This window comes from Aquirufa aurantiipilula, assembly GCF_019923745.1.
Lineage (GTDB): Bacteria > Bacteroidota > Bacteroidia > Cytophagales > Spirosomataceae > Aquirufa > Aquirufa aurantiipilula.
Genome location: NZ_JAANOG010000003.1, coordinates 133,506 through 158,858 on the forward strand (window position 1 = coordinate 133,506; position 25,353 = coordinate 158,858).

General features: G+C 38.5%; 17 protein-coding genes. 8 read left to right on the plus strand and 9 right to left on the minus strand.

Annotation, left to right across the window (positions count from 1 at the left end; all coding sequences use genetic code 11):
- Position 1 precedes the first annotated feature (1 nt).
- Entirely contained in the window at positions 2 to 1,480 is a 1,479-nt protein-coding gene (locus tag G9H60_RS04200) for an FG-GAP repeat domain-containing protein (RefSeq protein WP_223142860.1), read from the plus strand.
- Here G9H60_RS04200 and G9H60_RS04205 read toward each other — a convergent pair.
- From G9H60_RS04205 to G9H60_RS04215, 3 genes are all read right to left on the minus strand, one after another.
- Positions 1,469 to 4,963 (minus strand): VCBS repeat-containing protein, encoded by a 3,495-nt coding sequence (locus G9H60_RS04205; RefSeq protein ID WP_223142861.1) that lies wholly within the window; start codon positions 4,961 to 4,963, stop codon positions 1,469 to 1,471. The genes G9H60_RS04200 and G9H60_RS04205 overlap by 12 nt on opposite strands.
- Before the next feature lie 73 nt (positions 4,964 to 5,036).
- Positions 5,037 to 6,794, minus strand: a complete 1,758-nt coding sequence (locus tag G9H60_RS04210; protein ID WP_223142862.1) for a RagB/SusD family nutrient uptake outer membrane protein — start codon at positions 6,792 to 6,794, stop codon at positions 5,037 to 5,039.
- A 30-nt stretch (positions 6,795 to 6,824) separates the two neighbouring features.
- On the minus strand, positions 6,825 to 10,064 hold the full coding sequence (locus G9H60_RS04215; protein ID WP_223142863.1) for a SusC/RagA family TonB-linked outer membrane protein: 3,240 nt from the start codon (positions 10,062 to 10,064) through the stop codon (positions 6,825 to 6,827).
- Positions 10,065 to 10,584: 520 nt separating this feature from the next.
- Between G9H60_RS04215 and uvrC the strand changes: the two genes are divergently transcribed.
- Complete coding sequence (gene uvrC, locus G9H60_RS04220; protein ID WP_223142864.1) at positions 10,585 to 12,393, plus strand: excinuclease ABC subunit UvrC; 1,809 nt, start codon at positions 10,585 to 10,587, stop codon at positions 12,391 to 12,393.
- Here the strand turns inward: uvrC and nuoK are convergent.
- Genes nuoK through G9H60_RS04240 form a run of 4 tightly spaced genes read right to left on the minus strand, consistent with a single transcriptional unit; the run spans position 12,390 to position 16,870 of the window.
- Positions 12,390 to 12,695: an NADH-quinone oxidoreductase subunit NuoK gene (gene nuoK, locus G9H60_RS04225; RefSeq protein WP_262899942.1), complete on the minus strand. Its 306-nt coding sequence runs from the start codon at positions 12,693 to 12,695 to the stop codon at positions 12,390 to 12,392. The two genes, uvrC and nuoK, sit on opposite strands and share 4 nt — an antisense overlap.
- Positions 12,688 to 13,209 carry an NADH-quinone oxidoreductase subunit J family protein gene (locus tag G9H60_RS04230; RefSeq protein ID WP_223142865.1) on the minus strand — a complete coding sequence of 174 codons (522 nt, stop codon included), beginning with the start codon at positions 13,207 to 13,209 and terminating at the stop codon, positions 12,688 to 12,690. Before G9H60_RS04230 ends, nuoK begins: the two co-directional genes overlap by 8 nt.
- The gene (locus G9H60_RS04235) at positions 13,206 to 14,450 is read right to left on the minus strand and encodes a 4Fe-4S binding protein (protein WP_223142866.1); all 1,245 of its coding nucleotides are present in this window, start codon (positions 14,448 to 14,450) and stop codon (positions 13,206 to 13,208) included. The genes G9H60_RS04230 and G9H60_RS04235 overlap by 4 nt, the downstream gene beginning before the upstream one ends.
- On the minus strand, positions 14,450 to 16,870 hold the full coding sequence (locus tag G9H60_RS04240; protein WP_262899943.1) for an alpha-ketoacid dehydrogenase subunit alpha/beta: 2,421 nt from the start codon (positions 16,868 to 16,870) through the stop codon (positions 14,450 to 14,452). The genes G9H60_RS04235 and G9H60_RS04240 overlap by 1 nt, the downstream gene beginning before the upstream one ends.
- Positions 16,871 to 17,034: 164 nt before the next feature.
- On the opposite strand from G9H60_RS04240, the gene G9H60_RS04245 reads away from it, so the two are divergent.
- The gene (locus G9H60_RS04245; protein WP_109322144.1) at positions 17,035 to 17,412 is read left to right on the plus strand and encodes a DUF1573 domain-containing protein; all 378 of its coding nucleotides are present in this window, start codon (positions 17,035 to 17,037) and stop codon (positions 17,410 to 17,412) included.
- 57 nt (positions 17,413 to 17,469) lie between these two features.
- Here G9H60_RS04245 and G9H60_RS04250 read toward each other — a convergent pair whose 3' ends face one another.
- Positions 17,470 to 19,335: a hypothetical protein gene (locus G9H60_RS04250; RefSeq protein WP_223142867.1), complete on the minus strand. Its 1,866-nt coding sequence runs from the start codon at positions 19,333 to 19,335 to the stop codon at positions 17,470 to 17,472.
- Between the two features lie 13 nt (positions 19,336 to 19,348).
- Positions 19,349 to 21,151, minus strand: a complete 1,803-nt coding sequence (locus tag G9H60_RS04255; protein ID WP_223142868.1) for a family 16 glycoside hydrolase — start codon at positions 21,149 to 21,151, stop codon at positions 19,349 to 19,351.
- Between the two features lie 157 nt (positions 21,152 to 21,308).
- Here G9H60_RS04255 and G9H60_RS04260 point away from each other — a divergent pair, with 157 nt between their 5' ends.
- The 5 genes from G9H60_RS04260 to G9H60_RS04280 all read left to right on the plus strand — a co-directional run bounded on the left by G9H60_RS04260 (position 21,309) and on the right by G9H60_RS04280 (position 25,351).
- Positions 21,309 to 22,361 carry a sensor histidine kinase gene (locus tag G9H60_RS04260; protein WP_223142869.1) on the plus strand — a complete coding sequence of 351 codons (1,053 nt, stop codon included), beginning with the start codon at positions 21,309 to 21,311 and terminating at the stop codon, positions 22,359 to 22,361.
- Positions 22,362 to 22,363: 2 nt separating this feature from the next.
- On the plus strand, positions 22,364 to 23,131 hold the full coding sequence (locus G9H60_RS04265; protein ID WP_223142870.1) for a LytR/AlgR family response regulator transcription factor: 768 nt from the start codon (positions 22,364 to 22,366) through the stop codon (positions 23,129 to 23,131).
- A gap of 87 nt (positions 23,132 to 23,218) precedes the next feature.
- Complete coding sequence (locus tag G9H60_RS04270; RefSeq protein WP_223142871.1) at positions 23,219 to 24,721, plus strand: lipopolysaccharide biosynthesis protein; 1,503 nt, start codon at positions 23,219 to 23,221, stop codon at positions 24,719 to 24,721.
- 13 nt (positions 24,722 to 24,734) lie between these two features.
- Entirely contained in the window at positions 24,735 to 25,064 is a 330-nt protein-coding gene (locus G9H60_RS04275) for a hypothetical protein (RefSeq protein ID WP_223142872.1), read from the plus strand.
- Positions 25,061 to 25,351: a cell division protein ZapA gene (locus G9H60_RS04280; RefSeq protein WP_223142873.1), complete on the plus strand. Its 291-nt coding sequence runs from the start codon at positions 25,061 to 25,063 to the stop codon at positions 25,349 to 25,351. The genes G9H60_RS04275 and G9H60_RS04280 overlap by 4 nt, the downstream gene beginning before the upstream one ends.
- Positions 25,352 to 25,353: the final 2 nt, after the last annotated feature.

Sequence of the window (25,353 nt, forward strand, 5' to 3'; positions counted from 1 at the left end):
CATGCGATTAATTGCCTCTCTATTCATTATTTCCATATTATTTACTGCTTGTCAACAAAGTGCTGAAGAAAAAAGTGAAGCTCTAGCCAAGGAGACCTGTTCTTCTTGCCACAAATTCCCTGACCCTTCATTACTCGATAAAAAGACATGGAAAGATGGCGTCTTACCCGAAATGGGCTATCGTTTAGGAATAGGTGATCGATTTCAGTTGATGACTCGCATCTCGGAGGAGCAATACCAAAGTGCCATGGCCATGGACATCTACCCACTGGATCCTAAAATCAGTGAAGAAGATTGGCAATCCATCGTGGATTATTATGTCAAAAATGCCCCAGAAAAACCAATGCCACAAAAGCAAAGAAGTCCAATCAGCACGGCTACATTGCATTTCAAGGAAGAATCATTTATTTCAAAAAAAGACCAATTGGGTGTCGTTATTTCACTTCGAATTCATCCCGACAAACCTGAAGTTTGGGCAGGAACAAGAAATCGTACCTTATGGGTATTGGATGCAAATAAGCAAGTTAAAAAGTCGATTGAAACCAATAGTCCGGTAGCATTAACCCAAATTTTAGAAGGCAAACCCTATTTATTGGCCATTGGTAAAATGTACCCCAATGATGAAAAAATTGGGAACATGTATGGCATCAATGCTCAAGGGAAAATGGAAGCAATGATTGATTCTCTCAAAAGACCTGTAGATATCCAAATCAGTGATTTTAATAGCGATGGCGTTCAAGACTTTGTCATCTGCGAGTATGGCTTTGAGCGAGGTCAATTAACCTGGATTGATGGAAAAAATAAAAGTCGACATGTATTAAAAGCCCAAGCAGGAGCAAGAAATGTTGTGATTAAAGATTACACAGGTGATGGAAAACCCGATTTATTGGTTTTGATGGCACAGTCTCGTGAAGGTGTGTCCTTATTCATCAATAAAGGCCAAGGTATTTTTGTGGAAAAACCATTACTACAATTTGATTCGGTATTTGGTAGTAGCTATATGGAAGTGGCTGATATGAATAAAGATGGGCACGACGACATCATTGTTTCCAACGGGGATAATGCAGATTACTCTAGATCGAAAAAGGCCTTTCATGGAGTTCATGTATACCTGAATGACGGAAGAAATAACTTTAAGGAAGGCTATTTTTACCCATCTTATGGAGCATCTAAAACAGTAGCTAGGGACTTCGACCAAGACGGAGATTTAGATTTGGCCATGATTGCCTTTTTTGCAGAAAACGATAAAGGACGCAATGAAAACTTTCTCTATTTTCAGAACCAAGGAAATATGACCTTCCAAGTTAGTAATTTAAATATTGGAGCAGGTGGTCATTATATCTGCATGGATGCAGGAGACGTGGATAAAGATGGTGATATCGATATCATTTTAGGTAATTATCAATTCGGTGCAGTGAAACCAGGAACCAAATTGACTCCTGGACTTCAACTGACTTATTTCAAAAACTTAATTCGCTAAACTAGCTCCCCTTGGCACAAAACCCTGAGCAGAAGCACTTTGGCTCAAGTAAGAAGAACCATAGTTCCAGTTAACTTTTTGTTTCTTACCTAAGAACTGGTAAGTAAAATCTTTCCCAGCTTTCGCTAATGGGACAAAACTTTTAACAGGCTTAAAGACGTGCATGGCTCCTCTATTTTGTAAAGCAATGAATCCTAACTGATCTTTACCTAGCTGAATACTGACTAAAGATTTAGCATCATTGGGAACAAAAAGCCCAGAATTTTGCTGGTATCTAAATTTACCTTTTCCATCACCTAATAAGACCCCGCCATTAGAAGCATCGTATCTTCCTGTAGAAACCTCATTGCCATAATTGTTTCCAACAAACAGCACATCTAAAAAGCCATCTTGGTTGATGTCGATAACTTGCATTCCATTCATAGCTGAAACCTGGGCCATAGCAGGTAATTCATGTACCACAAATTTGCCTTTTCCTAGATTTTCAATGTAGACGGAAGCATTTTCTGTAAAAGATACTTTCGAAGATTTCTTTTTTTCAGCATCCGTAAATAAGTCTTCTTGCTTGGCTTTACCAAAGTCTTTATAGTACACATAGCGAGCACGTGTGGCATTCAATTGCTTATGTGTATCATCTTTACCAAACAAAGGATAAGATTCATACAATCCTTTAGGGCTTTGGAAATACACGAAAGGGATAAGATCATATAATCCATTTCCATCTAAATCTCCATGTACAATTTCCACGGGTTGTTTGCTATTGGCACGTAAAATAGTGTTTTTACCCATGTTACCGGCAATAAAATCCATATCCCCATCTTGGTCAAAATCCGCACTTGTAATAGAAGCCCACAGGCCAGTATATTTCTCTAATCCTGTTTCATTGAGTTTTTTCAATTTAGCCTTTTGATTTTCAAAAACTTGAATCGGCAAATATTCTCCGGCTAAAACCAAATCTACCCAACCGTCTTGATTAACATCTGTCCAAATAGCATCACATATCAAAGATGCTTGTAAAAGTTCAGGGGCCCATTGAGCTGTTTGATCTGTAAATTTAATTTGACCCGCCTTGGAATCGTTACGTAATAAGCGAGATACTGTGCCTTTAGGATATTCAAATGGCACGTTTCTTCCACTAACAAATAAATCCAAATCTCCATCGCGATCAAAATCAATGGACCTTACAGCGGAATTACTCTCTAAAAATACAGGCAAAGCTGCCACATCTAAAGTGAAATTACCTTTGCCGTCGTTCTTATATAACACGTCTTGAAAGCTTGGAGAATTGGCTTTATCCTCTGTTCCACCACGGGTAATGTATAAATCCAAATCCCCATCTTTGTCAAAATCAGCCAACAAAGAGCCTAAATCCTCTCCCATCTTTTTGGGCTGCTCAATAACTCCTTCGAGAGGTTTTGATACAAATTTGCCATTGGCTTGTTGCAGATAGAAAAGCCCAGAATAGAACTTAGCACCTCCGACAAAAAAGTCTTCCAATCCATCTCCATTAACGTCCCCCACCGAACAACCAGGACCTAATTGAGATAATTTAAACGGAGTTAAAATTTGAAAATTAAAATCCACAAAATCGTATTCTTTGTGCACATCAGTTAATGCCAAATTGCTACTTATTTCTTCCAAAAGAGGTTTCTCTTGGTCAAACATAGCATTAATAGGCAATTTAGCATCACCTATTTTCACCGTCAACACTTTATTTTTGCCCGGATTTTTAATCACTTGCATGGAATCATTCGGCCAAAAAATACGCATTTCTTTAATGGCTAATTTAGATCCCAAACCAATATGCGCAACGGTTTCTACGCTAGATAAGTATCCTCTATAGGGTGTATTTTCATAATAAAAGCGAGAACCATCTGCAAAAACACCTTCAATTTTTGCCCCAATACCTAATAGATTTTTACCTTTCCCTTCAAATTTAACCCGCAAAAACTGCGACTTCTCCTTTTCTTGGTCAATGGTGTTGTTCTTATAGACAAAAGCTTCATCATTGATGTTATTGACTACATAGTCCAAATCTCCATCATTATCCAAATCGCCATAAACCGCACCATTGGAAAAAGAAGCAATATTGATTCCCCAGTTGGCACTCACATCCTCAAACTTCAAACCACCCATATTTTTATAGGCATAATTATTGATTTTGATGACAGGCAATTTTTCCAACATGATAGCTTCAGAAGTCAAACGTTTGGATTCCGCCTGATACGACATAAAATCTCGATCTGTAACATCTTTAGGAAAACCATTGGTAATCAATAAATCACGGTAACCATCGTTATCAAAATCAGCTAAAGATGGACACCAGCTCCATTCCGTTTCCGCTACTCCGGCCATCAATCCTATTTCTTGGAAAGGATAGGGTTGACCATTAGCTTGTTTACCCGCATTCAATTGCAAGGAATTACGCATATATTGGTACGTGTACCCATAAGTATCACTGTTGACATACGTTTGGTAATGATTACCTGGGGCTAATTGCTTTTTTCGATCATTACTTTTGGGAAGCATATCCAAGGCAACAATATCCGCCAAACCATCATTATTGATGTCTGCCACATCATTACCCATGGCGCTCAAACTCGTATGCTTAAAATAAGCTTTAGATTGGTCAGTAAATGTCCCATTTTGATTATTGATGTATAATATATCATCCGATACATAATCATTGGTCACATAAATATCTGGCCAATTATCTTGATTGATATCACAGATATTGATTCCTAAACCAAATCCCTCCAAAGTTATTCCTGCTTCTTTGGACACATTGGTGAATACAGGATGTTTCAATGTTTCAGACCATTCATTTCGGTACAAACGATCGGTATTAGGATAAGAACCGTCATTTACTTTAGGACGAAAAAGAGAAGGGAATTCAGTGATTTTATCCGTTAAAACATATAAATCTAGATCGCCATCTTTATCATAATCAAAAAATGCAGCATGTTGACTATGCCCTGAATCATTAATACCATATTCCACGGCCATTTCTTTGAAGGTAGGAATACCCTCTTTGATGCCTTGATTGACAAACAATAAATTCTCCCGGTCTTTGTCTCCATTTTTTAATGTTACCGATACATAGACATCAAGCAATCCATCCCCATTGATATCCACCACACTAACGCCTGCACACCAACGGTTCTTTGTATCAATCCCTGCCTTTTTTGAGACATCTTCAAACTTCATTTCACCTTTGTTGAGGTACAAAGTTCCATTAGCTTGATTGCCTGAAAAGAACAAATCCAATAAACCATCATTATTAAAATCACCCATTCCAACCCCGCTACCATTGTAGAGGTATTCATACTTCAAAATATTCAAGGTGTCGCTTTCGACAATTTGATTGGAAAAATGAATGCCTGTTTGATCACTTGGCAGAAGTTCGAAAGTGGTCTTACTTTTACATGAAATAATGCCTATGAAAAGTAGACTAAAATAAAGTAGTTGTCGAGAATTCATCATATTAAAATTACTAGGCTAAAATTAAAAAAGGTGGGAACAAGTTCCCACCTTTTTTAGAATAAAATGCAATCAATTAATAACTAGGATTTTGCTTCAGGATAGAAGTTCCTTGGATATCAATTTGAGCTTGTGGGATAGGAAGATATTCCTTACCAGTAGTGAATTTAGCACCACCAAACATCGTTACTAAGATTTTACCTTCATAATCTAGGTAAGCTTGTAACACTTTTGGTGCATCACCCCAACGAACTAAGTCGAAGAAACGGTGACCTTCTGTAGCTAATTCCAACATACGCTCCATTTTAAGTGCTTTCAATGCCTCGTCTGCGCTTGCAAATGCAGCATAAGGAGCGATGACATAGTTTGCTTCTAATTCACCAGTCTTGGCATTTCTAACAAAGCTAGAAGGATTAGCCGCACGTGAACGTACTTGGTTGATATAACCTAAAGCAGTAGCTAAACTTCCACCACCTTTGATTTCAGCCTCAGCAGCCATTAACAATACATCAGCAAAACGAATGATGTTGTAGTTAAGAGTGGCATAACCACGTGTCCAACCAGAACCATCAGTCAAAGTATTTTCCTGAGTTTTGTAATACACATATTTCTTAGGAGAATATGGACCTGCATAAGTTTGATCACGAATCCAGTTTTTACCAGGGTGCTCGATCCAGTCTAAGTACTGAATACCACGACGACCGATCGTGTGGTCAATACGTGGATCCAATGGACCGTTATCTTCTGTAAATGCATCGCTAGAAGCTAATTTATAGTCATGCTTAACCGCATTTTCAGGTGCGTTATAAGCTGGACCACCGTTTACTTCAGTCAATAATGGTAAACCGTCTTTAGTACGGTAAGCATTTGCTAGAGAGAATGAAGGTTGGAAGAATCCGCAGCAGTTACCTGGACCATCAGTACCTGTGTTGTATGGGTAGTTCAATACGTCGAATGCATTCGAGTTATTAACGTTACCTGTATTCATAGATGACTGAATAGCAAATACTGCTTCTTCGTTGTTATCATTCGCTGCGTTGAATACATCTTGGAATCTTGGTACCAAGCCGTATTTCTTACCATTGGTAGTTTTACCACTAGCAATCACTGTTGTGAAGATAGCTTTAGCTTCTGCAAATTTTCCTTGGTACAACAAAGACTTACCTAAGTAAGCACCAGCTGCCCATTTGTTAGCACGACCTGCTGAAGACTGAGTTTCAGGCAAGTTGTCGTACGCAAATTTGAAATCTGCATCGATTTTACCCCAGATATCTGGTGTGTTAGCTACTTTCTCAATGCCTTTACCATAATCCATTGTCTCATCAACATATGGAACAGAGTTGAATAAACGCTTCAACTCAAAGTAAAAGTGAGCACGTAAGAAACGAGCTTCAGCAATGATACGAGTTTTTTCTGCAGCAGAAAGAGCTTTAGACTCATTGGCTAAATTAATCGTTGCATTAGCACGCGCGATACCTTCGTATTTTGCTTGCCAAGTACCATTAACCTCTCCTTGTACAGGTGAAGTTTCATAGCGTTGCATCGGGTTAATGGCAGAAAAGTCTCCAGCATCTGTTCCTTTGTTGTTCTCTCCACCAAGGATTGAACCCCAAAGCCAGTTGTTAGAAGCAGCTACTTGAGTAAAGTTTTTTGCTGCCAAAGCAGAATAAGCTCCAATCAAAGTACCCTCAACACCAGCCTTAGAAGTTAATTGTGCCTGGGCTAATGAACCAGTAGGCAAAACCTCTAAAAACTGATCTTTACAAGCGAATGTCAAGGTAAATGCAGATGCACTTACTAAGGCTAATCGTTTTAAAATATGATATTTTTTCATTTTATTTTAATTTAAATTGGCTTTCGCGGATTAAAATGACAAGTTGATAGCAGCGTTGAATGAACGAGTAACTGGGTAGTTACCTACGTCAATACCAAAACTAGTATCGGCTGCACCACCAACACCTGGATCTAAACCTTTGTATTTAGTAAAGGTCAACAAGTTGTTTGCAGAAAGAGTCAACTTCGCACGTTTGATACCAAGTTTAGAAGAGAATTTCGAAGGAATGTTATATCCTAAAGAGATATTCTGGAAACGGATATAATCTCCGTCTTCTACATACCATGAGTTCTCTGCACCATTGGTAGAGATGTTAGATGCTGATTCCCAAATTGGAGCCTCTGCACTATTTCCTAATGCTGGAGTCCAAGATTGCTTAGCACGCTCTCCTTTACCAGAACCTTCGAATGATCCGTGGAAATCAGTAAACCACTTAGACTGGTTCCAGATTTTGTTACCAGCAGAAGCATATACATACATATTTAAATCAAACGCTCTGTAAGTTAAACCTACGTTGATACCTCCTGTGTAAGTTGGTACTGGAGAACCTAAATAAGTACGGTCATCTGGAGTGATTTTACCATCACCATTCATGTCAGCATAACGGAAACGACCAACACCTGCACCTGATTGAGCTGGTGCACTTGTCACCTCAGCAGCTGTATTGAAATATCCAATTACTTTGTAACCATAGAATGAAGACAATGAACGTCCGATCTCCATACGAACAGGAGTAATACCACGGAAACCACCACCAGTTAAGTTTGTGATACCTGGAGCGAATGCGATGATTTCGTTTTTCAAGAATGAATTATTGAAAGTCAATTCGTATTTCAACTCGTTGGTAATATTACCTCGGTTAATTACTTGGAAGTCGATACCTTCGTTACGCATTTTTGCTACGTTAACTGAAGGAGCCGATGCGTTTGGTCCAACAACCGCAGGAAGTGGTACGTTGAATAACAAATCACGCGTATCTTTTCTCCATAAATCAAATACAACTTCCCACTTACCGTTTAAGAAAGTAGCATCGAAACCGATGTTTGTTGTTTCTGAAGTCTCCCACTTAGCAGCAGGGTTACCAATACGTGAACGGATATAACCTTCGTTAGCTCCTGAGCTCTGACCATCGATTGGATAGAAAGAAACATCACGTCTTGCAGCGTACAATGAATACTGGTTAGCTGGGTCTACGTTGTTTGAGTTACCCATTTCTCCCCAACCTCCACGAATTTTCAAATCCGTGATTCCTGGAAGGTCTTTCATGAACTCCTCAGAAGTCACACGCCAAGCTGCAGAGAATGCAGGGAAAATACCGTAACGATTTTGAGAACCGAAACGAGATGAACCGTCACGACGAACAACTGCTGTTAAGTAATACTTCTCGTTGAAGTTATAATCAGCTTTACCGAATAATGAGTAGAAATTAACACCACTGAATAAGTTAGAGTTAACTACTGGCGACTGAACAGCGTTCAAAGTAACGAAGTCTAAGTCCATCGAGAATGGGTTGATACCCGATCCTGAGATACTACGACCACGACCCGTGTTCAATGATTCGATACCTGCTAATGCTTTGATACCGTGCTTTCTCCACTGATATTTGTAAGAAGCTGTATTTGAGAATACCCAAGCAAAAGAATAACCTGAACCTTCAGAGAAACTATCAGAAGCTTCTGGCTCTGAGTCTCCTAAGTACTTATAGTTATAATTTACAAAGTAAGAGTTATTGTATTGACCTCCAATGCTTGATTTGATGATCAAATCTTTGATTGGCTCATACTCAACGTACACGTTACCTACTGCGTTAGCATTGTAGTTTTGGTCGTTGATTTGGTTAGTCATTAATGAACGTACTGGGTTACGAGGGTTGTTGAAACCTGCAGCTCTTGTAGATGCAAAACTTCCAAAATCATCGTATACAGGAATAACTGTTGGCATACGATAAGCTGATAAGATAACTGACTCATCACCAGCAATACCTAAACCACCGTTACCACCTGATTGACCTCTAACTGAACGGTAAGTAAACTGTAAGTTCTCACCAATTCTAACGTGCTTTCCTAAATCAAATTCAGAGTTAAAACGAGCTGAATAACGACGGAAATCGTTTTCTAATAAGATACCTTGTTGCTCTTGAGCTGATAAACCAATGTAGAAACGACCATTGTCTGTTCCACCACTGAATCCTAAAGAGTGACGTTGAGTATTACCAAAACGAGTAATCTCATCATACCAGTTAGTACCAGCTAAGTTTGGACGAATAGCAAAAGTAGTTAATGGACTAGCAGCATAAGCAGCTTGAGCAGCAGCCATGTCTACAGCACCTCTAACTCCATTTGCACCGTTAAAATGCAAATATGTCGGTAAAGTAGCTTGTGCAGATGTACCGTATTGTGGGTGAGAATAAGAAACAGCCGTTCCGTTAGCTGCCGCGTTGTTACGGTATGCTACGTGAGTCCAATCTGCTTGCTCTTGTGGAGTCAACATTTTTGGAGCTCCTCCAACGTTAGGGTCTGTACCACCGTACAATCCATCATAAGTAATTTGTAAAGGTTTTTTTCCTTTTGTACCACGCTTAGTAGTATAAACGATTACACCGTTAGCAGCACGCGCTCCATAGATAGAAGCTGCAGCCGCATCTTTCAATACAGTAGTACTTTCAATATCATCTGGTGATAAGAAATCAGTAGAACCTACTGGTACTCCATCAACAATGTACAATGGCTCGTTACCACCGAAAGCACCAAAACCACGTACACGAATGATACTGTTAGTTCCTGGCTGACCGTTAGTGATCAATGTAACACCGGCTACACGACCTTGTAATTGTTGCTCAACGTTTCCTGAAGGGGCAATTTGTAAATCTTTTGCTTTAACAATTGATGCTGCAGCAGTAGACTCTTTTTTGTTGGTTACAGAGTAACCTGTTACGATAACCTCGCTCAATTGGCTAACATCTTCTTCTAATGTAACCGAAATAGAGGTTTGTGAACCTACAGTAACATCTTTGGTTTTGTAACCTACCGCAGAAATGGATAATACAGCGCTTCCAGATTTAACTGAAACCGAAAATGCACCATTAATGTCAGTAGTTGTTCCTGTATTGGTTCCTTTTACCAATATACTAACGCCTGGGATACCTTGTGAATCAGTACCAACCACTTTACCCGAAACCTTGCGGTCTTGAGCAAATGACGCAAAGCTCCCTAGCACCATAATGGCTAGCAATAAGAAGCTTTTGAAAATTTGATAATAATTGTGTTTCATAAGTAATAGTTGATTAATTATTTATTTAAAATTATGCGTTTAGATAATCGCCATTTTTTAAACCATCAGACCTCCTTTCATTTTTTCGTATTTAAACAATTTTAGAACTAGGACTCATTCTTTAAAAAATACCATAAGTAAGCGCGTCTCTTGTCGACTTTTACTATTACTTAAGATATAATTCTTCTAAGAACTCAACTGTCCTACACTGTCCTACTAGGTAGGGCACTCCCAAATATGTGTAATTCAATACTTATCTGCAAATAATAAATGCAAATTTTTAACGGTAAAATATCATTTGCCAATATATGGCCCAAAATGGCTATATATTATATTATAATGATACAATAGGACTGTATTAAGTTTACATTATTTAATGATTATGACTTAAAGTCTCCCCTACCTTAACTTTTGTAGCAAAAAAATAAACTAAAAAAGCAAATAAAAATATGCATCAAAATAAACTTTCTTAGAAAAATCCTAAAAACGATATTCGAAATGAATTTATTAAATTTGAGCTATGAATAGCTTTGACCCCAAAAGTATAATGCCATCTCTTCCAGAAGAACCCGGTGTGTATCGGTATTTTGATGCGAACGATACGATCATTTATATTGGAAAAGCTAAAAACCTGAAAAATAGAATTAGTAGCTATTTCGTCAATCCCAAAAACCACGATACCAAAACACGAAGGCTAGTCCAACAAATCAACAAATTAGAATTCACCATTGTGCACTCTGAATTTGATGCTCTTTTATTGGAAAATACTCTCATTAAACAGTTTCAGCCTAAATACAATATCCTCTTACGGGACGACAAAACCTACCCTTTCATTTGTGTAAGTAATGAACGTTTCCCTAGGCTATTGACGGCTAGAAGAATTGATCACAAGGCAGGAACTTATTATGGCCCCTTTGCCAATCCCAAATCCATGAATGCCTTGTTGGAAATGTTGCATCAGCTATTTCCTATCAGAACTTGCTCATTGGCACTAAAACAAAGTTCCATCGATGATGGAAAGTTTAAAGTATGTTTGGAATACCACATTGGTAACTGCAAAGGTCCTTGTGAGAATTTACAAAGCGAAGAAGATTATTTGCAATACATTGAGCAAATAACTCAAATTCTCAAAGGTCATTACCAAAAACCAAAACAGTTTTTTGTGGAGAAAATGCAAGCTGCATCAGAAAAGCTTGCTTTCGAACAAGCCCAAGAATGGAAAGAGAAGTGGCAACTCTTGGAAAACTTTCAAGCAAAGTCAACTGTGGTCAATCCCGCCATTCATGATGTGGATGTATTTTCCATTGTTTCAGATGAGCATCTTTCCTACATCAATTTCATGAAAGTTATCAATGGAACGATTACTCAATCCCAGACTTGGGAAGTGAAGAAAAAATTGAATGAAGAGGAAGCCGATGTCTTGACCATGCTGATCTGGGAAAAAAGAGACGAATTCCACAGTAGTGCCAAGGAAATCATATCCAATATCCCCATGGCTATTGAATTCCAAGGTGTTAAAAATACGATACCTCAGATGGGGGATAAAAGAAAACTACTCGACATGTCCTTGAAAAATGTCTTGTATTTCAGAAAAGAGAAAGCGGACCGAAAAGCTGCCGAAGAAAGTGGAGGGGATCGAAAAATGCGCATCTTATTAACGCTTAAAAATGATTTGCATTTAAGTAAATTACCTCAAAGGATTGAATGCTTTGATAACTCTAACTTACAAGGGACCAACCCAGTCTCTGCCATGGTCTGCTTTTTACATGGCGTACCTGCTAAAAAAGAGTACCGCTTATTTACTCCTAAAACCGTTGAAGGACCCAATGACTTTGCGACTATGACCGAAGTAGTCGGTCGAAGATATTCACGCTTATTAGAGGAAGAAGCGGAACTTCCTGATCTCATAATCATCGATGGAGGAAAGGGTCAGTTAAGTGCTGCTTGTGACGCCTTAAAAGCCATTGGAATATATGGTCAAATTCCCATCATAGGTATTGCTAAAAGGTTGGAAGAAATTTATTTCCCAGAAGATAGTCTTCCCTTGTACATTGATAAAAAATCGGAATCACTGAAACTCATTCAGCAACTACGTGATGAGGCTCACCGTTTTGGCATAACTGCCCACCGTAATAAACGAAGTAAGCATTTTATCGTAAGTCAATTGGAAGAGCTAGATGGTATTGGAAAATTAACGGCTCAAAAATTGTTGAAAAAATTTGGTACCGTTAAACAAATCAATGAAGCTCCGATGGAGGAGTTGGAAAAAGTCCTAGGTAAAATGAAAGCCCTAAGCCTCAAGAATCAAATCAAAAATTGGGTGGATTAAAATCTCGATTTCTCCGCTCCCAAGTCAATATTTTTGAAATGACGATAAATTTGCAAAATAATGGCCAATGCGACGGACATTTCACAAACGCCGATGACGAGTACAAAAACGGAAAATACCAGCCCTTGTATTTGATCATCTTGACGAGAAAAAGCAATTAAATTTAAGTTGGCGGCATTCAGCATCAACTCGATTCCCATCAACACAAATATCATATTACGTTTGAGTAACATTATACTCAAACCTATGGAAAACAATAAGGCACTGACTATCAAAAAATAGCTTAAAGGAATATCATTCATGATGTTTCGCAATATAAGTGGCTCCAACCAAGGCAATTAAAAGAAAAACTCCGGCCAATTCAAATGCAAAGGAATATTCCGTCAACAATGCCAAACCTACATGTGTCAATTTGGTAGATCGCTGTATCTCGTTGGAAACCATACCAAAAGAAGACATGGATCGATTAAGAATGAACAAGATTCCTAAAAATACAGAAAGACTGATGGACAATGCCCAAAAACGACCTGATTGCTTGGTCCACAAATCATTGTGAGTTTCATATTGATCTGCCCTAGAATTTTGAGTTAGCATGATTCCAAAAAGAATCAATATTAACACCCCACCGACATAAATCAGTAAATGAGCCACCGCCATGACATCAGCGTAGGCCATGACATATAATCCTGCCAATCCCAACATGCACAAAAACATAGCTAAAGCAGCATGTAGCAGATTTTTAGTCCATGCCATAGCCAAAGCACTTGCACACGTTAATCCAGCCAATACCAAAAATGCTGCAATCATTGGATTCATGATTCTGAAGTGGGTGGCTTAGGTTTGAAACTTGGTTTAAACACTGGTTTTGCTGGCTTTGGCTCTTCAGAAGGATTATCTACTTTTGGAGTATCCGCTTTGGGTTTAAAGCTAGGCTTGAAAGCGGGTTTGGCTACTGGTTTGACTTCCTCTGGAGCTTCCTCCTTTTGCGCTTCTGCCTTGGGTTTAAAGCTAGGCTTGAAGGCTGGTTTAGCTACAGGTTTTACTTCATCTGAAGCTTCTTCCTTTTGGGTTTCTGGCTTGGGTTTAAAGCTAGGCTTGAAAGCAGGTTTAGCTACAGGTTTAACTTCCTCTGGAGCTTCCTCCTTTTGGGTTTCTGCCTTGGGTTTAAAGCTAGGCTTGAAAGCAGGTTTAGATACAGGTTTAACTTCCTCAGGAGCCTCCTCCTTTTGCGTATCTGCTTTAGGTTTAAAGCTAGGTTTGAAGGCTGGTTTAGCTACAGATATCACTTCCTCTGAAGCTTCCTCCTTTTGCACTTCTGCTTTTGGCTTAAAGCTAGGCTTGAAAGCGGGTTTAGCTACAGGTTTCACTTCCTCAGGAGCCTCCTCCTTTTGCGTTTCTGCTTTAGGTTTAAAGCTAGGTTTGAAGGCTGGTTTAGCTACAGGTTTAACTTCTTCAATCTTTGATTCTACCTGACTAGCTGCTTGTTTCATTGCTTCTTTTTCTGCAACAAACTGCTCATACAACTGTTTCTTTTCAGCCGCCTGTTCAGGACTTAAATTGGCAAAAGAAAAATTGTGCTCCTTTACATCAAATACGGAGAAATCATATTCCGATGTCATGGTTAAACATTCGGTTGGACAAACCGTGGTACAAAGTCCACAAAAACAGCACTTCGACATATCAATATCGAATTTAGCTGCATACAAACGAATGGGGGAGCCGTCGGAAGTATAGCCAACCAATCCAGTGGCTTTGATGGGTTCTATTTCAATGCAATCCACAGGACAAACTTTGACACATTTATCACAGACAATACAATCGTCCATTTCATTGTGCAATTGATATCGTCCATTAACGGGCGCTGGTATTTCTTGGTGGGGATATTGTAAAGTAAAAACGCCGTCATTCGATTTAAAATAATCCGGATTTTGGACATTTTGAATCGTTCTTTGTTTTCTGGCATTCCAAGCATGTTTCCAGGTTAATGCCAAGCCCTTCCGCGTACTTGAAATAGCGGATTTAATGTTTTGGAAATAAAGGGCTAGGGATGATTTCATTAGAAATAAATTGCTGGGAAAAGCCCTGGATCAGACTCTCGCATCATTTCATATATCGTATCTACCACATTCTCCACATTGGGTTTTGAGAAATAATCGCCATCTGAACTGTAAGCTGGGCGATGTGGTGGAGCAGCTAAACAACGAGCTGGTGTGTCCAACCAGGCAAAAGCCCCTTGTTTATCCAACACTTCCTGCATCATGTAAGCCGTAGTTCCTCCTGGCATATCTTCATCAGCAAAAAGTACCCGATGTGTCTTTTGAATCGAAGCGGCAATACTTTGTGTTCGATCAAAGGGCAGTAGGGTTTGAACGTCAATCACTTCGACCGAAATACCCATGGTAGATAAGGTTTCTGAAGCTTCCATCACAATTCGACACATCGAACCATAGGTCACAATCGTAATATCATTCCCCTCGCGTAATACTTCTGGGATACCCAATGGGACAGTAATTTCATCTAAATTTTCTGGTAAGGCTTCCTTCAATCGATACCCATTGAGGCACTCTACCACAATACCTGGATCATCCCCTTGTAAAAGTGTTCTATACATTCCCGCTGCTTGGGTCATGTTTCTAGGTACACAAAAATGTATGCCTCTCAATCCATTGATTAGTACAGCCATCGGGCTGCCAGAATGCCATATTCCTTCCAATCGATGACCTCGAGTACGTAAAATCATAGGGGCCTTTTGGCCTCCAGCTGTGCGATAATGTAAACAAGCTAAATCATCCGATAAGATCGGGAATGGATAAAATATATAGTCCAAATATTGTATTTCAACAATTGGCCTCAATCCTCTCATGGAAGCACCTATTCCTTGCCCCACAATGCTAATTTCGCGAATTCCAGTATCCGTAATTTTTAAATCGCCAAAGACTTCTTGCAACCCCGCTAGGGTTTGATTAACATCTCCTATTTTACCTACGTCTTCACCTAAAATAAAAACACGAGGGTCTTCTAAAAAATGGGCGAAACTTTTGTTTAAAATCTCACGGCCATCAACGAATGTCGCCTCTTTTTTATAAATGGGTTTCACAGCATTGACAAGCAAGGGAGAATGTGCCGATTCACTAATCTGGTGAGAACTAAATCTCCTACGATTTCTTTCTTCCAATTCACTTAGCCATTTCCTTAACAATTTAACGGCTGGTCCTTGGTAGACACGAAATGCTCTCAAGGTTTTTCTTCCAGCACGGACTAAATCACTGAAAATAGGATAAGGCAGCTGTTTTAATTCATCCAAAATCGGGGATAATAAACTCCCTTCATTGGTGGATTCCATCAAATTTTGAGCTACTCGTAAAAAGGCTTTTTTATCTGGCTCTATAGAAGCCATGTAGGCCGCAAAAGCTTCTTTCTGATACTTTCTAGCTTCTAAAACCGCGGCTTCTTCTATTGATTTTAAGGTTTCTTCACTAGCAAAACCTTGATCCAGAACCCATTGGCGAAACAATACATTACAGTCCACTTCATGCTCCCAGGCTAATCGTTCAGCTGACTTATAACGTTCATGTGAACCTGAAGCAGAGTGACCTTGAGGCTGAGTACATTCAATTACATGTACCAGGCAAGGCACAAATTCTTCACGGGCTAAACGGGCCGCTTTTTGATATGCTTGTATCAAACCAGGATAATCCCATGCTTTCACTTGGATAATCTCCAGTCCCTTTTCTTGTTCATTCCGCTGAAAACCAGCTAAAACTTTAGATATAGACGATTTCGTCGTTTGATATTCAATAGGTACAGATATACCGTATCCATCATCCCAAACAGAAAACACGATAGGAATTTGCAATACACCTGCCGCATTAATACATTCAAAAAACATCCCTTCTGAAGTAGAGGCATCTCCGATGGTCGTATAACAAACTTCCTTACCATCTTTGGAAAAATTCTCTTTCAATTCCGCTAAATCCTCTCTAAACTGGTACATTTTAGAGGCATATGCGATTCCTAAAGAACGAGGGATTTGCATAGCCGTAGATGAAACTCCAGCAACAGAATTGTATTGATTCGTTTGATCTAGCCATTCTCCTTTCTCATCCAACCAACGTGTAGCATGGTGATTATTCATCTGACGACCAGCCGAATGCGGATCAAATTGACGATCAGGATGACCATAAAGCTGAGCAAAATATTGAGGCCATGTTAAATCCCCAATCGCCACACCAATGGTTTGATCCCGATAATAACCTGAAATATAATCACCTAGTCGCATGGAACGCGCTAGGGCAATTTGACATAATTCTTTACCATCTCCATAGATACCAAATTTAGCGCGACCAGAAAAAACTTCTTTTCGAACGAGTAGGCTACATTGCCTGCTGATGACTGCCAAACGGTAATCTTCCAACACTTTGTCTGGATTGAATTCAATCTCAACACGTGAAAACTGGGTTGGCTTTGGTAGAATCAAAGGAGATTTGTTAAAATTTACGAGGTAAAAATACGATAAAATAATCGTGAGCCAAATAAGATGTCATTCAATTCTTCGATAAAAAATAAGGGAATTCTTTTGCTGAATCTTTGCTTTGTTATAGCTTTGCTCTACATACATTGAAAAATTTCAAACGAAAAAGCATGAAAAAATTAATTGGTATTTTGGCTTTGCTAGTAGGTTTTGCATTTCAATCCAACGCCCAAGGAGCTCTTAAATTCAAAAAAGAAAAGCACGATTTCGGTACTATTGCCGAAGGAGTTCAAGCAACTTATAGCTTTGAATTCACAAACACGGGTAATGCCCCTGTAGTCATTTCAAATGTTCAGCCTTCTTGTGGATGTACAACTCCAGATTGGACAAGAGAACCTATTATGCCTGGCAAAACGGGAAAAGTAACTGCGTCTTACAATTCAACAGGAAGACCAGGAAACTTTAGTAAAACGATTACTGTGATAAACAATGGCTCTACTTCCCAAATCATTTTAATGATTTCAGGTTCAGTGAAACCAAAAGCTTAAAGCTTGTTTTATCTCAAACAAAAAAGTCTCCTTTTTCAAGGAGACTTTTTTTATGCTTTAATCTCTATTAATCAGGGCATCGTTGGCTTTCTTCTGCGTTAGGCCATTAATCCAAGACGCTATTTTGAGTACATCTTTGGCTGGAACATGCGACATTGGCGCCATTTCCGTAGCAAAGTCTGGCCAGTTTTTAGGATTAGGCTTGTAGACTAATGCCAAAATCTGCTTATCACTATACTTACGTTTGGAAATATCGGTAAAGGAAGGTCCAATTAATTTCTCTTCTCTGGCATGGCAAGCTACGCAAGTATGTTTCTTCAACAAGGCCATAGCCTCATTGTCGGAAATAACAGTAGTCGCCTTGGCATTTTCTACTTTGGCTACTTTTTTCTCAACAAGCACTTTTTCTATAATAGGACTTGTGTTTGCATTTAATGCTACTTTTTCACCTGATGGAATTTGGTTTAGGGTATAATAGGCTGTTTCATGCAATAATAAATCCCCTGCCTCATTTTTGATACCTGCTAGTTTAAACTCGTGGATGAAATATTGACGCACTTGATCCAATACGATACGAACTTTCTTTTTGTCGGAAGAAACAACAATACCTTTTATCGTTAAATCTTTCACATCGATGATAGGACTACCATATTGGTGATGGTATTTGTAGATATAAGATCGTAGGGCATAAGATGCTGCTTTCTTTACCGAATTCACATCTACCGCTTGTGTAAAGCTAATTTCAAAACCATCTGGACGAGCTTCTATCATGTTAATTTCAAAAGGAGTTAATCCATTCCAAACCAAACGCTGCAAGCCAAAATTATCTTTTCCTGTTGAGCCCCAACCTCTGGAAGTCATTCCAACAAACATACTTCCATCCAATCCAAAACGTTCTCTTAAAATACCAGACTGAAATCCTTCCCGGTAATTGATACAAAAACCTTGATAAACTCCATTTACTTTTTCTAAACCCATACGCATTACTTTGGATTGTCCTTGGTCAGCCACAAAATATTGCCCTGGAAATGGGCTAAATTTCCCACTAGTGGTATCTTGTAATATATCCGAAGTTGAAATACCCATGATAGCATGCGGAAACCAAACTGCCGGAAGCTTTAGGTTTTTTACTTTTTTAGCCGCTTCAAACATAGGGGAACCATTATCTGGGATTTCCTCTAAAGTCAATTTAAAAGGACTATTGGGTTCTTTAGCCCATTTTAAACCGCCTGGATTTCCTGCAAAATCTCCTTTGGCTAAATGAGTTACTCGACCTGACCCTACCCAGTCGCCCTGATTCTCTCCATAAAAAATATCTCCATCTTGGTTGATACTATAGCCTGCTGGAGAGCGTAATCCTGCTGCCAAAGGCTCTAATTTCCCATCTGGACTAATCTTCACCAACCAACCTCTCCATTTGGCAAACTTCCCTTCTCCAAATCCAACCCAGGCTAAATTCAGCGTTACCAACATATCCCCATTTTTATCGAAAACCGGCCCATACGTGTATTCGTGGTAGTTTCCTGAAAGTTGGAATTGATAAATGGGTTCATAGCGATCTGCTACTCCATCTCGATCTGTATCGGTTACTTTAGTTAATTCTCCTCGTTGAGAACAATAAAATGCCCCATCTTTATAAGCCAAACCCAATATTTCATGCATTCCACTGGCAAATCGCCTGTAATAGGTTTGATGGCTTTCTTTTTGATATGGGTTCTCGATGATCCAAATTTCACCACGACGGGTACTTACTCCTAATCGACCATCTGGCATGGTCGCTATACCTCCAATTTCTAAGTAAATATCTTGAGGAATGGGTAAGGTTTTAATTTCATAAAAATCCTTTTCTGTTTTTGCTGTAGGATTTTGAGCCCAAGCAAAACACGAAATGAATAAAAATAAGATGCTAACTGTATGTTTCATGTTAAATTAAGGTTTACCAAATCACTTGATATGAAATACTGTTTCCTGTTACCGGAATACGAACTTGTTGTTTCCCATTAGCGAGACTTTGAATAGACTCAGGTCCTCCATTCCATTGAACGAAATATTGGTTTCCATCAAGACTAATCAAACCCGATTGTACTTTCACTACAGATGAACTAGTTCCTAAGACCAAATCAATGGATGGATTCGCTCCCTGAGCGGTTTTCCAATTGAGAGTTCTTGTCCATCCTGTTCCAGCTGAATTAGGGACCAAATGATCTTCTAACATAACATTATTCCATTGGTACATATAAACGGGGCGACCATGTTGAATTCGGTATCCTTTATACATCCATTGACCAGAATTGACAGAATCTGGCTGAGCTTGACCACTTACTACCAATGGGAATTTACCGTCCATCACCTGATTTAAGCCCAATGGCTCGGATGTTTGAGGCTCTCCTCTGTTCTCCCACATTTGGGTAGCATTAAGGAATTTCCCTCGCCACATTTGCAGGACAGCACCTTGATTTAAATCATAAGAATAATGTACTCCAGAAGGATCTCCTACATGAATAACATGGGTCTTTTTTACACCTTGATGGAATGCAAAAGAACGCTGATAAACAGGTTCAGCATCGGCCTTAACTTCAATTAGACCAACGGCTTCTGGGTCAGGTAAGGAGGTGCGAGCGTGCAATGCCACTAGGTGAGAACCAATTCGTTTTACAAATAAGCCCAAAGCTCTATTTCCCCAAGAGAAATCTTTACTAAAACTTAACTTAAATTGGTGCTTTCCTGCACTTAATTCTTTGGAATGAGTGACGCGATCTGAATACCAATAATCGCCTTGATTAAGTACTTGACCATCTACTTCCAATCGACCTTTTCCTGTCCAATGAGTAATAAATTCATAAGAATCAGATTCTGGAACATTCAATTCTCCTTCATACACTAACAAAAAGTCCTTTTGAACTTTGATGGTCTTTCCGTTAATTTCTGTGGCTTTACCCTTTAACAAAGGACTTGCATTATTTGCTTGCAAATTGGTGAATGCTCCTTCATAATAGGTATAATTCATGTCGCCCAAACTAATGGTTGGCTTTTCGTATGTTTCATACCGTAAGTTTTTAAAGGCGATAGGACCATGGTCTCCTTGGATGGTGATTGGGCCCATAGCTGCTTCTTTGTCAAACAGAGCTCCACGAGTCATTCCGGATACTTCAATGTTTTCTTGCACTAAAATGCCATTCAAAATTACTTTCTTAAAAATGGCATTTTTGATTTTTTTGCCACTGGCATCAAAGCGAGGAGCTTGAAAATCGATTTCAATGGTTTGCCAAAGTCCGGGCGCTTTACAAGCATTTTGTCGCGGAGCATAACCTTCATAGCCTTCGTTTCCTTTCCCTCTAGCATCATCCCATCTTTCATAAATACCTCCACAATCGCCAAATTTCATGCGTTGTTTTTTTCCATAAGAATCCAACAATTGAACTTCATATCGACCCTGTAAGTAAATACCTGAATTGGCACCTTTGGGCAACATAAAATCGAGAATCAAGCGAATATCTCCATGGTTTAACTTAAACTTTAAGTCATCTGAACGTTTGTATTTGCCATTTCTTAAGGTATTAACTAAGATCCCTTTACCCGAACTAACTTGAAAGGATGTATCGGTATAATTCGCCTTTACCGCTTGCTCGATGGTCCAATTGGTACTTGGTTGATCAAATGCCCGTAGGTCATTGAGAGGAATCTCCTGTTGAGCCCATGATACACAAGGCATTAACAGTAGGAGGAAAAGTTTTTTCATTTTTTTAAATGTAGGTTTGGGTAATCTTTGGTTTAATTTTTCATTCTACCGAAAAATCAATTGCCAACTTCATCGGCACAATTGGGAATATGGTAGAAAATTTATGAGAAATATAAGAATTATTAAGTTAATTTGGATTCCATGTACCCTAAAAACGATGCCAAATAAAATTTTTAGATTTAAACCCATTTTACTGCATGTCATATTCTGGGCATGTTTCTTGGCCTTGCCTTATTGGATGCGGCCGAGTCCTAATACCACTGATCCTCAGGCATTACAACGTTATAATTCTTGGACTTACTTTTTTGTTGCCTTTGCATTCAGTAATATCCCATTTTTCTATTTAAATACTGAAATTTTAATTCCAAAAATTTTAAAGAAAAAGGGAATTGTCCTTTACTTGATTTTACTTTCGATTGCCATACCGGGTATGATCTGGGTTTATTATGAATTGCAAGAGTTCATTATTATTTCAGATCATGTCAAAGGACGAGGAGGTGGATTTAGACGTGGACCGTTCATGGGTACCATTTTCCAATTATTATTCATCATTGCTATTGGCGTTTCTTATCGATTCTTGTCGGACAATTTAAAAGAAAAAGAAATTCAAAAAGAAGAAGAAAACGAGCGTTTAAAATCTGAATTATCTTTTTTAAGATCACAGATTAGCCCTCATTTCATGTTCAATGTATTGAATAGTATAGTTTCATTGTCAAGAAGAAAACCAGAAATGGTGGAGTCCGTCGTGATCAAATTATCGGAGTTAATGCGGTATATGATTTATGAAACTACGGATGCTAAGGTGGCGATAAGCAAAGAAATGGTTTATTTGGAAAACTACATTGAATTGCAAAAAATCCGTTTTGGCAATGACATCGAGATTACATTCAATCATAAATTAGCTGATACGCCTAATTCCATTGAACCAATGTTATTAATTCCCTTTGTAGAAAACGCTTTCAAACATGGGGTAGGAATGGTCATGGATCCCATCATTGAGATTACCTTATTAGATGACCGTGAAAAATTGTATTTTGGCGTTAAAAATAAAGTGAGTTCTCAAATTAGTGAGAAAAAAGATGACAGCTCGGGTATTGGATTAACGAATGTAAAACGTAGATTGGAATTACTTTATCCAAACGAACATCAATTAAAAATTACAGAGGACGGAGAATACTACCAAATTGAATTAGAAATTCAACACGTTTAAATATGTCAGAAGAGGAATCAAACGAAAAATTTACGGAAGTTTCTTCCACCGTTTTGCGTTGTATTGCGGTAGATGATGAGAGTTTGGCATTGGATTTATTGGAAGACAATATCGCTAAAATTCCATTTCTGAAATTAGAGGCTCGTTGCCGAAATGCCTTTGAGGCTATGGAATACCTGCAAAAATCTCCCGTAGATTTGATCTTTTTGGATATTCAAATGCCAGGACTTACGGGCGTACAATTTTTGGAAGGTTTGACGCAAAAGCCCATGGTCATCTTTGTTACGGCATACCAACAGTATGCCATTGAAGGCTTTAATTTGGATGTGGTGGATTACGTTTTGAAACCCATTTCATTTGAACGCTTTTTAAAAGCAACCAACAAAGCTTTGGATTTCTACAAGAGTAAGAAATCAACGGGTCTCCAGGCAAATGAAACCACCAAATTAGAATACATCTTTATCCATGCTGATTATTCATTAATGAAAATCATGCTGGATGATATTTTATATATTGAAGGCTTGAAAGACTATATCAAGATTCATTTAAAAACTCAGAAATTTCCAGTGGTTTGCCGAATGACCATGAAGTCAATCGAAGAGAAACTTCCTTCTTCCGATTTTCTTCGGATTCATAAATCGTTTATTGTCTCTTTGAAAAAAGTAGAATCCATTCGAAACCAAAAAATTAAGATTGGAGAAAATCACATTCCGCTTAGTGAAAATTATGCGGAACATTTCTACCAAACCATTGGATATCAAAAACAATAAGTGGGATACATTAGCGCTTAATTCTCTAGTAGGCATCCTGCATTCCTCAGCAAAAAATGTAACTTTGGTTTTTGGTAACATCAACCTATGTCTATACTCAAAAAATTAGCTGGCGAAACCCTTTCTTACGGATTCAGTACCATTCTAGGTCGTTCACTTAATTTTTTGCTCGTATTTGTACATACTTGGGCATTTCTACCCGCTGAATTAGGGATTAACGTCAAGCTGTATGGATACATGGCCATAGCCAACATTGTCTACATGTATGGCATGGAAACGGCTTATTTCCGTTTTGCCAAAGAAGCTCCTCAAAAATATTACAACCTCATTTTATCGGCGATTATTGTCACTTCGGGATTATTTACGCTGGTTCTATTTTTATTTTCTGATCCATTGATGGCCCAATTAGGCTATGCAGGGAAAGGGGTATTTTTAAAGTGGTTGGCTTTAATATTGGCCATTGATGCCATTACAGCAATACCATTTGCCAAATTACGATTAGAACAAAAGATCAAGAAATTTGTCCTAGCCAAAATCATTTCAATTTTAATTAATGTAGGCTTAAACCTGATTTTCTTAGTAGGATTAAAACCACTGCATGAAGGAATTTGGGGAGATATGGGGCCACATTTTTTACGCGATTTATATGATCCATCTATTGGAGCAGGATATATATTCATGGCCAATTTAATAGCAAATGCTAGTTTGTTTTATTGGTTGGGAGATGAATTCAAGGCGTATCGTTGGGAGTGGGATTGGAAAGAATTCACCTCATTGTGGATCTATTCTTACCCGATCATGTTCATGAGTTTAGCGGCAATGTTTAATGTGATGTTTGACCGATTATTATTGGAAGAATATTTACCCGAAGGTTTTTATCCAGGACAAACGTCGCAAGAGGCCTTGGGTATTTATGGCAATTGCTATAAGCTTTCGGTTTTTATGAGTTTAGCTATTCAAGCGTTTAAATATTCTGCTGAACCCTTTTTCTTAGGAAAGAAAAATAATGCCAACAACAAAGAGAATTTAGCATTAGTAACCCATTGGTTTGTAATAGTTTGTACTTTTTTGTGGGTGGGGGTGTCTTCTAACCTCTTTTGGATACAGCAGCTATTTTTGAAAAAGGCCATTTATTGGGAAGGTATTGGAGTGGTTCCTATTTTATTGTTAGCCAATCTATTTTTGGGAATCTATTATACCCAATCGGTTTGGTTCAAGCAGACGAATAAAACTTACATGGGAACGATTATTACTTTGGTAGGTTTAGCGGTTACAATTGCTGGCAATATTTATTGGATACCGAGCTATGGCTATATGGCATGTGCTTGGTCCTTTTTACTTTCCAGTGTAGTGATGACATTGATGTGTTATGTAGGGGGACAATATTTTGACCCGACACCGTACCGATGGAAAGAGGCTTTAATCTACCTTGGATTGGGGATATTGGCTATTTATTCAGGCAATTATTTAAGCCAAATCCCACTACCCAAGTTCTTTACCCAAAATGCAGGATTATTTGTACTTTTAGTATTTCTCTTGGTAAAAGAGTTTCAGTGGAAAGGCGGGAAACCTAAGATAAAACAGAGCTAATTTTCTTTGATTCATGAAGCAAGACATTAAAATGCAATACTTGAGCCTACGACTAAAACTTAGTCAGATGGTTACTCGTTTGCAAGAAAATGAAGGCACGATTCGTGAATTGAGCGAGCAATTACAATTCGCTCAGGACAAGTTAGAACTCAAAATAGAAGAGCTGAACAAGTCGCAGAGGCGTTTAAAAGAATTGGAGAAAAACTTTAAAAAATCAGATAAAATTGTTAAAATTGTAGTTAATACAGATAACACAGCGGTACCGACTGCTGAACTGAAGGAAAAGTTAGACGAATATATCGTAAAAATAGATCAGTGTATTGAGCAATTGCGTCAACCATGAGCCAAAACCTACCATGTAACCTAATATTGGGCATTCAGACCATCGCAATGAAGGTTGATCCACAAGAGGAAGCATGTGTTAGGAATGCCGCTAATTTGGTTAACAAATTGGTTAAATACTATGAACAACAGACAAATAGTTCAGATCCAAGTGCTGTGATGGCATTGGTCGCATTGGATTTAGCCATGTGTGGCATTAAATTTGATGAACAGCATCGTTCATTAGAATCCAACATACTGAATGAAAACAAGCAATTGTTAGAATTGACTGAAATTTACGCCATATAATT